The 12,955-nt window shown below is 56.9% G+C and carries 10 protein-coding genes; 4 read left to right on the plus strand and 6 right to left on the minus strand.

Annotation, left to right across the window (positions count from 1 at the left end):
- Positions 1-63: 63 nt before the first annotated feature.
- From GJT30_06120 to miaB, 6 genes are all read right to left on the minus strand, one after another.
- Positions 64-714, minus strand: coding sequence for an HAD-IIIA family hydrolase (locus tag GJT30_06120; protein ID MSM39179.1), 651 nt, complete (start codon positions 712-714; stop codon positions 64-66).
- A gap of 67 nt (positions 715-781) precedes the next feature.
- A complete protein-coding gene (gene guaA / locus GJT30_06125) occupies positions 782-2,344 on the minus strand; it encodes a glutamine-hydrolyzing GMP synthase (protein MSM39180.1) in 1,563 nt (520 codons plus the stop codon).
- Between the two features lie 2 nt (positions 2,345-2,346).
- Positions 2,347-3,819, minus strand: coding sequence for an IMP dehydrogenase (guaB, locus tag GJT30_06130; GenBank protein MSM39181.1), 1,473 nt, complete (start codon positions 3,817-3,819; stop codon positions 2,347-2,349).
- A 141-nt stretch (positions 3,820-3,960) separates the two neighbouring features.
- Positions 3,961-5,031: a M20/M25/M40 family metallo-hydrolase gene (locus tag GJT30_06135; GenBank protein ID MSM39182.1), complete on the minus strand. Its 1,071-nt coding sequence runs from the start codon at positions 5,029-5,031 to the stop codon at positions 3,961-3,963.
- Positions 5,032-5,121: 90 nt separating this feature from the next.
- Positions 5,122-5,709: a bifunctional nuclease family protein gene (locus tag GJT30_06140; protein MSM39183.1), complete on the minus strand. Its 588-nt coding sequence runs from the start codon at positions 5,707-5,709 to the stop codon at positions 5,122-5,124.
- Positions 5,643-6,980 carry a tRNA (N6-isopentenyl adenosine(37)-C2)-methylthiotransferase MiaB gene (miaB, locus tag GJT30_06145; GenBank protein MSM39184.1) on the minus strand — a complete coding sequence of 446 codons (1,338 nt, stop codon included), beginning with the start codon at positions 6,978-6,980 and terminating at the stop codon, positions 5,643-5,645. Before miaB ends, GJT30_06140 begins: the two co-directional genes overlap by 67 nt.
- A 456-nt stretch (positions 6,981-7,436) precedes the next feature.
- Here miaB and GJT30_06150 point away from each other — a divergent pair, with 456 nt between their 5' ends.
- From GJT30_06150 to GJT30_06165, 4 genes are all read left to right on the plus strand, one after another.
- The gene (locus tag GJT30_06150) at positions 7,437-9,143 is read left to right on the plus strand and encodes a DUF3373 family protein (protein MSM39185.1); all 1,707 of its coding nucleotides are present in this window, start codon (positions 7,437-7,439) and stop codon (positions 9,141-9,143) included.
- A 154-nt stretch (positions 9,144-9,297) separates the two neighbouring features.
- Positions 9,298-9,624 carry a hypothetical protein gene (locus tag GJT30_06155; GenBank protein MSM39186.1) on the plus strand — a complete coding sequence of 109 codons (327 nt, stop codon included), beginning with the start codon at positions 9,298-9,300 and terminating at the stop codon, positions 9,622-9,624.
- A gap of 171 nt (positions 9,625-9,795) precedes the next feature.
- The gene (locus tag GJT30_06160) at positions 9,796-11,136 is read left to right on the plus strand and encodes a cytochrome C (GenBank protein ID MSM39187.1); all 1,341 of its coding nucleotides are present in this window, start codon (positions 9,796-9,798) and stop codon (positions 11,134-11,136) included.
- A 181-nt stretch (positions 11,137-11,317) separates the two neighbouring features.
- Positions 11,318-12,904, plus strand: a complete 1,587-nt coding sequence (locus GJT30_06165) for a peptidylprolyl isomerase (protein ID MSM39188.1) — start codon at positions 11,318-11,320, stop codon at positions 12,902-12,904.
- Positions 12,905-12,955: the final 51 nt, after the last annotated feature.

Consider the following 12,955-nt stretch of genomic DNA (forward strand, 5'->3'; position numbering starts at 1 on the left):
GCATACTTATTTATTATGATATCATATCGACCGGGTATGCATAAACTTTAGTAAAAATTTGCTTTACCATCGGATTGGCAGTGTCAGTAGCTCACGGAAACTGTCGATGTGCCAATCCGCGCCCTGCAAAGCATCGAGCTCGCCATACCCGTAGGTGCAGGCAATGGTCCTGACCCCTGCAGCTCTTCCGGCGGCGATGTCGTTGATGCTGTCACCCACCATGACCGTATCCGCCGTATCCCGATTGAATTGCCTCATCACGTGGAGCAGCGGTTCCGGCGACGGCTTCCGGGCCGGGAATGAATCTGCACCATACACCGCCTCGAAATGACCGGCTAACCCCAGCACTTCCAGAAGGGTCCTGCAGAAAGATGCATCCTTGTTGGATACGAGCGTCATGGTCACACCCCGCTCCTTCAGGAGCGTGAGGGTTTCGGCAACACCGGGATACAGGGTGGTCTGATCGGCTATATGCGCCGCATTGTAGGCAAGGAACAGATCCAGCCCTTTCCGGATATCGTGCTCTTCGGCACCGGGCAAAGCCTGTTCCACCAGTCGACGCGCCCCTTGCCCGACCAGCTTCTGGACCTGCTTTCTGACCAGATGCGGCCGGTCGAATGCCGACAGCATGTGATTGACCGCTTCGGTCAGGTCGTCGAGGGAATCGATGAGTGTGCCGTCAAGGTCGAATATGATCAGTGTACCGTTTGCCATGGTTCCTATCAGAAACAAAGGGGATATTCTTGCGAACGCCCCTTTTGATCCTCTCTCTGCAGAAATCCTACTCCCACTCTATGGTGGCGGGAGGCTTGCTCGAAATGTCGTAGACCACCCGGTTGACCCCTTTGACCTCGTTGATGATCCGGTTGCTGATGCGGGCCATGTCTTCATAGGGGAGCGGGTACCAGCCGGCAGTCATGAAGTCCTTGGTCTCAACCGCGCGCAGGGCAATGACAAACTCGTAGGTGCGTCCGTCCCCCATGACACCGACGCTCCTGACAGGAAGAAATACTGCAAAAGCCTGGCTGATCTTGTCGTAGTGGCCAGACGCATAGAGCTCTTCAATGTAGATGGCATCGGCGCGACGGAGGATATCCGCATATTCCTTCACCACCTCACCGAGAATCCTGACGCCGAGCCCCGGTCCCGGGAAGGGGTGTCGCCAGACCATCTGGTGCGGCAGACCGAGTTCCTCGCCGATGGCCCGCACCTCGTCCTTGAACAGCTCCCGCAGAGGTTCGAGCAGCTTCAGCTTCATATGCTCGGGAAGCCCCCCCACGTTGTGGTGGCTCTTGATATTGTGCGCCTTACCGGTCTTGGCGCCTGCCGACTCAATGACGTCGGGATAGATCGTTCCCTGCGCCAACCAGCGGGCATCGGTAATTCCGCCAGCCTCCTCCTCGAAGATCTCCACGAAGAGATTCCCGATGACCTTGCGCTTCCGCTCGGGATCGGTGATGCCCGCCAGTGCATCGAGAAAACGCGACTCGGCATCGACGCGCACCACCTTTACACCCAGGTTGTCGGCAAAGGTGGCCATGACCTGGTCCCCTTCCCCCAGGCGTAACAGGCCGTTATCGACAAAGACGCAGGTAAGCTGACCACCGATGGCACGGTGGATAAGGGCAGCAGCTACCGAGGAATCGACGCCGCCTGAAAGCCCGAGGATGACCCGGTCCGTCCCGACCTGGGTCCTGATACGGCTGATGGCATCCTCGATGATATGACCCGGAGTCCATTGCCCGGAGCAACCGCAGACTTTCCGAACAAAGGTGTCGATGAGGATCTCGCCACGGGGGGTATGATTGACCTCCGGATGGAACTGTACCCCGTACAGGCGCCTGGCAACATCCTGGATGGCGCAGACCGGCGCATTGGACGTCTGAGCCACCACCTCGAAGCCTGCCGGGACCTGGGCCACGTGATCGCCGTGGCTCATCCAGACCGAGCTCTTCCCCTCGACAAAGAAGCTATCGAAGAGCGGCCCCGGCACCCCGCAGGCGTGAAGATCGGCATGTCCGAACTCCCGTTTCCCGGCAGGGACAACGGTGCCTCCATAGTGCCGGCTCATCAGCTGCATGCCGTAGCAGATCCCCAGTACCGGCACCCCCAGCTCGAACAGCGCCTCTTCAACCGCGGGCGCACCCTCTTCATAAACCGATTTGGGTCCCCCGGAAAGGATGATGCCTGCAGGTGCAAAGGCACGGATGGCTGCCAGGTCCATGTCAAAGGGATGAAGCTCGCAATAGACATGGGCCTCGCGCACCCGCCGGGCAATGAGCTGGGTATACTGGGACCCGAAGTCGAGAATGAGGATCTTTTCGCCGTGGATATCGGTGGACATGGTTAGTTTCCGGAAACTCGGTAGTTTGGCGCTTCCTTGGTGATGGTAACATCGTGGACATGGGATTCCTTGAGCCCGGCGCCGGTGATCCTGACAAACCTGGCCCTCTGCTGGAGTTCCCCGACCGACGCACAGCCGGTGTATCCCATGCCGGCTCGCAGGCCGCCGGTCAACTGGTGGATATTGGCCGAAAGGGGCCCGCGCAGCGGCACCATCCCCTCGATCCCTTCGGGAACCAGCTTGATCTCGCTCTCCACGTCAGACTGGAAGTAGCGATCCTTGCTCCCTTCCTTCATGGCCGCGATGGACCCCATTCCTCGGTAGCTCTTGTAGGCGCGCCCCTGGTAGAGGATGGTATCGCCGGGGGACTCCTCGGTGCCGGCAAAGAGCGAACCGATCATCACCACATCGGCCCCTGCGGCGACCGCCTTGGTAAGATCGCCGGAATACTTGACGCCACCGTCGGCAATGATGGGAACACCGTATTTCTTCGCAACCCGTGAGCATTCGCTGATTGCAGTGATCTGCGGGACCCCTACACCGGCCACAACGCGTGTCGTACAGATGGAGCCCGGCCCGATACCAATCTTGAGGGCGTCTGCGCCGGCCTTGATAAGTGCCTCGGCAGCATCAGCTGTGGCAATGTTGCCCGCAACCAGATCCATGCCGGGATAGGTCTGCTTCAGTTGCCGCACGGCATCGATAACTCCCTGTGAATGACCATGCGCCGTATCGATGACGATCACGTCGACACCGGCTTTCAGCAGGGCATCGACCCTGTCGATCATGTCAGCGGTCGGACCGACAGCCGCACCGACACGCAGACGACCCAGGCTGTCCTTACAGGCATTGGGGTATTTTCTGACCTTTTCGATGTCCTTGATGGTGATCAACCCTTTGAGGTTCTTATCATCGTCCACCACCAGGAGTTTTTCCACCCTGGTATGCTTCAGGTGCTCCTTGGCCTCTTCCAGGGTGGTCCCCACAGCCACGGTCACCAGATTGCGCTTGGTCATCCGTTCTGAGATGAGCAGGTCGAGGTTGGTCTCGAAACGGAGGTCGCGGTTGGTAAGTATCCCAACCAGCTTGCCATTGGGTTTGGTGATCGGAACCCCGGAAATCCGGTATTTCGCCATGATCTCCAGCGCCTCCCGAATCTTCTGGTTCGGACGCATGGTAATGGGATCGACGATCATCCCGGATTCGCTCTTTTTGACCTTGTCCACCTCCAGGGCCTGCTCTTCGATGGAGAGGTTCTTGTGAATGAAGCCGATCCCCCCTTCGCGGGCCATGCAGATGGCTGCGCGCGCCTCGGTCACGGTGTCCATGGCGGCACTGACCAGAGGGATATTCAAGATGACGTTGCGGGAAAGGCGGGTCGTGAGGTCTACATCGCGAGGAAGAACAGCAGACTGGGCAGGGATGAGCAGCACATCGTCAAAAGTCAGACCTTCCAGGATACGCTCGTCAAGCATCACTCGCTCCTTGGCTGAAAATATTTAACCGATGAAGTTAGTACAGGTAGAATGGCAAGTCAAGCCAAAAGGGGTTCATAAACATGAATACACCACTAGACAGGGCGAGCCCCACCCTGGCCGAATGCTACGCCGCAGTCCTCAGACAGGAATGAAGAGCTTTTTGTCGGTAATGCGGTACAGGGTTGCGGTTATGAGTTTGACGGCATGATCGAGGTCGCCCAGATCGAGAACCTCTACCGGGGTGTGCATGTAACGAAGCGGAATCTTCACCAGTGCGGTGGCCACGCCGTTGCGGGAGATCTGCATGACATTGGCGTCCGTACCGGTTGCCCGGGGGATACCGGAAAACTGCACCGGTATCTTCAGCTCGGCCGCTGTCGAGGCGAGCAGATCGAACAGTGCGGGGTTGATATTGGCCCCTCGCGGCAGCACCGGACCCTTGCCGAGTTTCACGTCGCCATTGTGCTTCTTTTCCACGTCGGGCTGGTCAGTGGCAAAATCGACCTCAACACAGATGCCGACATCCGGATTGACCGTGTAGCTGCTGGTGGTACCGCCACGCAGACCGATCTCCTCCTGCACCGACGAGACACCATAGAGATCCACCGGCAGCCGCTTCCGGGCTGCGGCAACCTGGCGGAGCACCTCGGCCACCACGAAGCTCCCGGCCTTGTCATCGAAACCGCGCGAGGTCACCCGGTTGCCGTGCAGGCGTTCCAGTATCCCGGCAAAGGTCACCGGGTCCCCGATACGGACGAGATTTTCCGCTTCCTTCCTGTCGACAGCGCCGATATCGATGTACTGGTTCTCCAGCTTGGTCACCGAATCCCGGTCCTTGGCCTCCATGAGGTGGATCGGCTTGCGCCCGATGACACCGGCAACGGCGCCGGTTCCGCTGTGCACGGTCACCCGCTGCCCCGGCGTCAGATGGGCATCCACGCCGCCAATGGCGCCGAAGCAGAGAAAGCCGTTGTCATCGATGTAGCGGACCTGCAGGCCGATCTCGTCGGAATGCCCGACCAGCATCACCCTTGGGCGCTCCGCCCCTTTTCCCTCGATGCAGCCATAGACATTGCCCAGCACATCACTGGTAACCGCGGCAAACGGTTCGATATACGAGCGGAATACCCGCTGGGCTGGCTGCTCGTACCCCGACGGGCTGGGTGCCGCCACCAGACTGGATAGAAATGCAAACGACTCTGTGCGCATCGGCGAGACTCCTCTCGTGCCGGGTTACAGCTCCCGGGCTGTACAGCAGATAAGCGGACGATCAGTCACCCATGCTTCGCCCACCCCGCACTACATGGGATATTTACCCATCTGGGACGGGTCGAGCCCTTCCAGATAGTCGGCGTATCTTTGCTCGTCGCTTTCGCGAACCACCGCCTCTTCCTGCAGAGAATACTTGGTAGCCCAGTCCATCAGTCCAGAAGAGACCATGAGCGGGATCTTGTAGGTCAGCGTCAGATTCAGGGCCTCGACGAGATTCACATCGACCCGCAGCTTCTGGCTGCCGTTTTTCAGCCAGACCGCTGCCGTGACGGAACCCCTCTCGTCACGCTCGACGGTTATCCGGTCGGGCTGCAGACCGACACGCTTGAGCAGGGCGGTCAAGAAGTCATTCCTCTCCCCCTTGCTGGCCAGGTCATGGCTGATCAGGTCTGCGGCAATGGACACCCCTTCGACGACACTGATCCAGAGGGGAACCGTGGTCCCGCCGTCCGCACTCTTGAGCAGCACCACCGGTCTACGGGAAACGGTATCGATGGTAAATCCGTACACGGTCATTTCTTGATACATGCAAACCTCTTTGTCATGCTTCACGCCGCTTCGCTGTCGACCGCCAGGGTCCCCAGGAGCGAATTCTGATAGCCCTTTGTCATGCATACGTCAACCATGGTACCGATGAGGGACGGGTCGCCGGCAAAATTTACCACGCGATTCCCCGATGTCCTGCCGTACAACTGGTCGCCACGCTTGCTCACCCCTTCAACCAGCACCTCGTGTATCGTGCCGACCAACGCCTCGTTCTGTCTGCGCGTGGCCTTGCGCTGGATATCCTGCAGCAGTTCGAGCCGTTCGCGCTTTTCTTCGTAGGACAGTTCCTCGGTCAGCCCGGCGGCCAGGGTACCCGGACGCGGCGAATACATGAACGAGAAAAGATCTGCATAGCCGACCTCATTCATGAGCGAAAGCGTCTGGGCAAAATCATCCGTCGTTTCACCGGGAAAGCCGACGATCATGTCCCCGGTAATGGCGATATCCGGGCGGGCCTGCTTGAGTTCGGCCACCATTGCCAGGTAGTGCTCGCGGGTGTATCCCCGGTTCATGCCGGCCAGAACCGCATTGCTTCCCGACTGGGCTGGCAGGTGCATATGGGAACAGAGCTTGGGCAGTTCGGCAAAGCATTGGATGAGTGCCCGATTGAAATCCTTGGGATGTGACGTGGTAAAACGGATCCGTTCGATGCCGGGGATTTCGGATACCATGCGGAGCAGCCCGGCAAAATCGGGCTCACCCGTGCTCTTGACCCCGTAGGAATTGACATTCTGTCCGAGCAGGGTGATCTCCCTGACGCCATGTTCGGCCATCTGCCGGATCTCGGCGACGATCTCTCCTGCCCTGCGACTCACCTCGCGACCGCGGACATAGGGGACAATGCAGTACGAGCAGTAATTGTCGCACCCCTGCATGGCCGTCACGAAACGGGTCACACCGCCGGGCCGGTCGTCAACCGGAAAGAGGTTGACCCGGGTATCGTTGTCGATGAAATCAACCTCGGCGAGCCGACGCCCCTCTTCGGCAGCCAGCACGATCTGCGGCAGCCGATGCAGATTGTGCGTGCCGAACACCAGGTCGAGATGCGGCACCCTTTCCAGGAGCCTCTCCCCCTCCTGCTGCGCTACGCACCCCCCCACACCGAGCAGCAGTCCCGGTTTTTTCCTCTTCATTCCCACGTAATTGGCGAGATGGGCATAGACCTTTTCCTCTGCCCGGGCTCTGACACTGCAGGTGTTCAGTATGATCAGGTCTGCGCGACGCTGGTCGTCGGTCAGCTCGTACCCGATCCGCTGCAGAAGCGCGGCAATCTTTTCCGAATCGCTCACATTCATCTGGCAGCCCAGGGTCTGCAGATACAGATATTTGACGGGTACCATTTTCCTCAAGTTCGCCTTCTTCATGCCGATAGACATAACGATGTATTTATATATAAATATTCTGCCGGGCATTCACTCTGTCCGCTCGCCCGAGAATAAACGCAGATATTACGAAATATGCCGGCCATACGTCAACATGAATTGCCGCGTAGCCGGGACAATCGCCCGGTCATCCCAGGCCCAGAAGGGGTCCGTCATTTGCCGACCTCCTCCGCTATTGCACGGAGCCACCCAGAATGCCCCAAAGATGATATCCTTACAATTAATGATTTTAACCTGTTGGCTTGCAACTTGCATTTATGCAGATATTTCTATATGCGCATTTTTAGCTTGACACAGCCAAAAGTAATTGTATATTTTAATAAATTTGCCTTAACCAGCCTTCTGGAACTACCGAGAATCACTGACTGACAAGCAGGACAACCAGCACCAACATCCAGACCCAAAGGAGGAACAATGAACTCAATCGGAAAGAAATTCGTATCGGCAGCTCTGCTGACAGGGCTTGCACTGCCTGCATCCGCGCTTGCCGCGGACGAAGTGCAGCAGAAGCTCGATGCACTGCAGAAGGAGATGGACTCCCTCAAACTGCAGGTGAAGAAGAACGAGGACAAGTCCATGGAGAAGTGGCTCACCATCGGTGGCGACTACCGTTTCCGGATCGATTCTCTCAGGGGCGAAACCAAGGCATTTACCAGCGCACAGGGTATGTTCAAGTGGATGGGAGCAAATGCTTTGGTTTCCGTTGATGGAGCCCCCTTTGGCTTACCGGCAGGTACATATCCCGCAGGGCAAATCCTTTCTAGTGCTGCGTATCAAATGAGCAATATCAAGACCTATAGTGCTGCTGCTGCCGCTGCGCCAACCTTTGCCGGCATGCTGAACAACCTGGCCGCTGCGCAGGCAGCTGCGGGTGCAACCCCGATGAACTTCGCTATCCCGGCAGGAAAACCGAGTAACGACACCCTCTACACCAACCGCTTCGGTCTCGACCTGCACGCCAAGGCGACCCAGAACGTCACCGTCAACGTCAGGATGCTCGCCTACAAGACCTTTGGTTCCAACGACGATACTGCCGTGACCGGCAGCGGCGGCACCCCCTACTTTGCCGACCGGGTTGGCGCCTTCGACGGCACCCTCGGCCATATCCCCTCCAGCGACTACCTCAACCTCGACCGTGGCTATGTAACCTGGTCGAACATTGCCGACCAGCCGATCTGGTTCTCCGTCGGCCGCCGCCCCTCCACCAACGGCATCCCCGAGCACCTGCGCCTCAACAACGAGCGCCCGGGTAACGGCGGCACTCCGGCTCTGCTGGTCGATTACGCCTTTGACGGCATGACAATCGGCTATGCCCCCGACATCGAGATGCTGCCCGGCGCCTACGCCAAGGTCTGCTATGGCCGCGGCTTCGAAAGCGGCGTCGATAACGGCAACAGCCTCAAAGACACCGACATGCTCGGCATCGCCGTCATCCCGGTCGATACCGATCCGCTCCGCGTCCACTTCCAGTGGAACCGCGGTTTCAACATCTTCGACTTCCCGACCATGGACAACACCTATTTCGGCAACACCTCACCCTCCATCGACCTGGGCGACATCGACTGGTACGGCACCGGTATCCTGAGCAACCTGAAGAAGGTCGGCCCGGGCAACCTGAACCTGTTCGGCGAGTTCGGTCTGAGCGTGACCCATCCGAACCAGAACGTCTCAGCCAATGCCGGCTTTGAAGGCCTGATGACCGGCTCGTTCATGAACCCCGAAGCTCCGAAATCCAAGACCGGCTGGGCAGCCTATGTCGGCGCCCGTTACGATTACGAGCCGACCAAGACCAAGCTCGGCTTCGAATACAACCACGGCTCGAAAGACTGGATCACCTTTGCACCTGCAGCAGACGACATGTGGACCTCGAAGGTCGGCACCCGCGGCGACGTGTACGAAACCTACCTGATCCAGGAACTGAACCTGAAACCGATCTCCTCTTACCTCTCAAAGGTCTTCTTCAAGGTCGGTTACCAGTACTACAACTTTGACTACACCGGCAGCAACAACTGGGTCGGCGCACCGGTCAAGATCGACGATATCAAGGCAAGCGACGTGCTGCTCATGACCCCGCTCAAAAACGCCCAGAATATCTACGGCACCTTCGAGGTTAAATTTTAGTATTGATATATATTGCAGGTTATATTATTGTTAAGCAAGTGAGAGGGGCGAAACGCCCCTCTCCTTTCGTGCGGCAACAGAGGCGTTGCTTGCATCGCGGCGAAAACCTGGTAGCATTAGGCAGTACTAACAACCCAAGCAAAGGAGTGCGACGATGAAAAGAGTAGTTTCGGTGATGGTTCTGGTTGCAGTGGTTGCCCTGGGGGTTCTTTCCTTCAGCCAGGTAGCCTCTGCCGAAGAAGTGAAAATGGTCGGTGTCATCACTAAGATCGAAATGGCAGCCAAAGATGCCACTACCGCAACCGTAACCCTCAAAGACTCGAAAACCGAAGCGCAGGCAGTCGTTATCGTGAACGACGATGAAACCCTCGATAAGTTCAAGGACCACCGCATTGTCGAAGGAGACGAGATCCGCGTCAAATACGAAAACAAGGACGGCAAGAACGTCAGCAAATATTTTAGAAAAACTGCCGGCTGCTGACACACATTGGCCAGGAAATGAGTATGCAGCCTGTTGAAGCTCCGGGCTGCATTTTTTCCCACTAAATACATTCGTTTATTTATATATTTTATTTATTAGTATATTCAACACATCTTATACATTACGAGGTAGCTGATGAACACACGCCGCATTATTGCCGCAGGACTGGTTATGGGTACCTTCCTGGCTTGCCGGGCCTTTGCCGTCGAGCACAAAGAGGGAAGTGAATACATCGAGAAAAATGGCTACGACGGGCCAAAAACCTGTGAAGTCTGTCATCCGGGTACTGCTGCCAATTTCCTGAAAACCGTGCACTGGACCCATGAGTCCAAGGTCGACAATGTCGAGAATCTCGACCCGGCCAAGGAATATGGCATGAAGAACCGTATCTACACCATGTGCAACGGCAATGACATCGTCAACAATCTGAAGGAGATCCCGAAAAACGTTGTAGGTAAAACCAAATTTTCAGGCTGCAACACCTGCCATCCCGGCAACCACCTTCTGAATGTTGGCAGCACCGGTCCTGAAGCTGAACAGGCCATCGACTGCCTGGTCTGTCACTCGACCAGTTACGATTTCAGGACCCGTAAACCGTTCAAGAACGAAAAAGGCGAAGTCGTCCTTGGTCAGGACAGGAGCAAGAAAGCTGCTCTTGGGATTGGCAAGCCGACCGTAAGGAACTGCATGGTCTGCCACGAAGCAGCAGGTGGCGGCGTCTATGTGAAAAGAGGCTTTGCCTTTAACAAGGAAAACGATGTACATGCGGCCAAGGGAATGGTCTGCGTCGACTGCCATAAGGCGACCGACCACCGTATCCCCACCGGCTACGACCCGAACAACTGGGCCAATGACGGTATCCGTATCTCCTGTGACGATGCCTCTTGCCATGGCAGCAAACCGCACAAGGATGCCGATCTTAACCGGCACACTGCACGTATCGCCTGCCAGACCTGCCACATCCCCCGTACCGGAGGCGCCTTGGCAAAAGACTTCACCGTCTGGGAACAGGGTCCCGACAAATTCTACGAACCGACCACCCTGAAGCGTGAAGCCAATGAAAACGCCCCGGTCTACGCATGGTACAACAAAACCGTGCGCAACCTCCCCGACTTCATCGGCCCCAAAGGGTTGCGGGGAGATGCCGCGAGCAAGATCTATCCTTTCAAGATATTCCAGGGCAAAGCATTCTTCGACAAAAAGACCGGCAATCTTCTCTCCATGGACTTTGCCCCCCCCATGGCAACCGGCGACACTCTTGCCGGCGTAGCCTCTGCTGCCAAAACCCTGGGGCTCAAGGATTACGAACCGGTCCCCGGTTGGCAGACTATTTATTTCGGCAGCAACCACCTGGTCACCAAGACCAAGGCCCTTTCATGCACGAACTGCCACGTACCTAACGGCATTCTCAACTTCAGGGAACTGGGGTATACTGACCGTGAAGTCATCAAGCTGACATCACCGGAACTCTACCTGAAGAAGCTGGTGGAAAAACAAAAAGAAGAGTGGTAGTATTCGCTGTTGCAGCATTTCATGAGGGCCGTCTCCGGACGGCCCTTTTTTATTATCCCTGACCCTTCTGAGCCCCTTGGATTCTTAACTTGAGGTTGCTTTTGATATCCAATTATATTAGTATTCGCTGCTGTTGTTGCGTGTCATACCCCATATAATTCAACGAAGGAGTCACCACCACATGCTCGGCATCATGCGAAAATACAAGGAATCAATCATTATCAAGATAGTCTTCGGGATTATCGTGACTACCTTCGTCGGCACCATATTTCTCGTCTGGGGCAAAGGAGATAGCGATAAAGGCCCGTCGGGTTTTGCCGCACGGGTGAACGGCACGAAGATCACCCTTGAACAGTACCAGCGCAGCTATTACAACCTGCGAAACGTTTACGAACAGATCTACGGCCAGTCGCTCTCCCCTGAACTGGAAAAGAAAATGGGGTTGAAGAAGCTGGCCCTTGAAAACCTCATTGATGCCACCCTAGTTCGCCAGGAGGCAAAAAAGATGGGGATCAAGGTGAGCAAAGACGAGATTGCCGCTGCCATCGCTGCCACGCCATCGTTCCAGAATAACGGCGCCTTTGACTTTACCCTCTATCAGCAGATCCTCAAGGCCAACCGGCTGACCCCGAAGGATTACGAGGAAGGTCAAAAAGACGAACTGATGAGCAAAAAGGCCCGTCAGCAGATCATGGACAAGGCACAGGTCACCGATGACGATGCTCTGGCCGCCTTCAAGAAACAGAACGACAAGGTAGACCTGCAGTTTGTATCCTTTTCGCCGGTAGAAGTCCGGAACGAAGTGAAACTGACCGAGCAGGAACTCGGCACCTACCTGCAGGGGCATCAGGAGCAGTTCAAGACCCCCGAGCAGATCAGCATCTCCTATCTCGTCCTCGATCCGGCAAAGGTATCGGGGAAGATATCGGTCACCGATGAAGAGGCGCAGGCATACTACCAGCGGAACATCGACCGCTATCAGGGCAAGGGGGGAATTCTTCCCTATACCGAGGTAAAGGAACGGGCCAAGGCCGACGCACTCAAGGCCAAGGCAGCAAAACAGGCATACGAAATGGCTGCCGACGCACTCAACAAAAACATCAAGAGTGCCGACCTCGTAGCGGCAGCCAAGACGCTCGGAACCGGCATCGCCGAAACGCCCCTATTCACGGCAGCAACCCCGCCTGCCACGCTGGCCGGCGAAGCTGCCGTGCTCAAGCGCGCCTTCACGCTGAAGCCGGATGAACTAGGCGGCCCGGTGGAGACGCCAAAGGGGATCTACCTCATCAAGTTGAAAGAGAGAAAACCGGCTGCAGTCCCCCCGCTTGCCCAGATCAAGGCCCTGGTAGAGAAGAGCGCTGCCTCGGACAAGGCGCAGGAACTGGCGAAGCAGAAGGCCGAAGCGGCCTTGGCAGCCTTTGCCAAGAACAGCTCCCCGGCCAAGGCCCAGGAAACCGGTTCCTTCGGCTATTCCGACAAGTCACCCGTCATCCCCAAGATCGGCCCGTCACCGGAGATCATGGAAGCTGCCTTCAGCCTCACTGCCCAAGCCCCTGCTGCCAAGACCCCGTTCAAGATCGGCGATCGCTGGTATGCCATCCGGCTGAAAAGCCGCATTGCAGCCGATACGGCCACATTCCAGCAGACCAAGGAACAGTTGAAAAAAGCCATGCTCCCGAAGAAACAGCAGGAAGTCCTGGATGCCTGGCTCAAGGAACTGAAGGCAAAGGCAAAGATCGAGACCAATCAGGCGCTGCTTACCGACTAAACCGCTGCCGTACGGAAATCCCGGCATCAGAACATCCAACCTCGAACCATC

Origin of the sequence: Geobacter sp. (assembly GCA_009684525.1) — a bacterium.
Taxonomy (GTDB): domain Bacteria; phylum Desulfobacterota; class Desulfuromonadia; order Geobacterales; family DSM-12255; genus Geoanaerobacter.

What these genes read in the sequence shown, in the direction of transcription:
- guaB (MSM39181.1), bottom strand. Translation starts at nt 3,819, where the DNA reads ATGCTTGACGAGCGTATCCTGGAAGGTCTGACTTTTGACGATGTGCTG.
- GJT30_06160 (MSM39187.1), top strand. Translation starts at nt 9,796, where the DNA reads ATGGGTACCTTCCTGGCTTGCCGGGCCTTTGCCGTCGAGCACAAAGAG.
- miaB (MSM39184.1), bottom strand. Translation starts at nt 6,980, where the DNA reads ATGGTACCCGTCAAATATCTGTATCTGCAGACCCTGGGCTGCCAGATG.
- GJT30_06120 (MSM39179.1), bottom strand. Translation starts at nt 714, where the DNA reads ATGGCAAACGGTACACTGATCATATTCGACCTTGACGGCACACTCATC.
- GJT30_06165 (MSM39188.1), top strand. Translation starts at nt 11,318, where the DNA reads ATGCTCGGCATCATGCGAAAATACAAGGAATCAATCATTATCAAGATA.
- guaA (MSM39180.1), bottom strand. Translation starts at nt 2,344, where the DNA reads ATGTCCACCGATATCCACGGCGAAAAGATCCTCATTCTCGACTTCGGG.
- GJT30_06155 (MSM39186.1), top strand. Translation starts at nt 9,298, where the DNA reads ATGAAAAGAGTAGTTTCGGTGATGGTTCTGGTTGCAGTGGTTGCCCTG.
- GJT30_06135 (MSM39182.1), bottom strand. Translation starts at nt 5,031, where the DNA reads ATGCGCACAGAGTCGTTTGCATTTCTATCCAGTCTGGTGGCGGCACCC.
- GJT30_06140 (MSM39183.1), bottom strand. Translation starts at nt 5,709, where the DNA reads ATGCATGACAAAGGGCTATCAGAATTCGCTCCTGGGGACCCTGGCGGT.
- GJT30_06150 (MSM39185.1), top strand. Translation starts at nt 7,437, where the DNA reads ATGAACTCAATCGGAAAGAAATTCGTATCGGCAGCTCTGCTGACAGGG.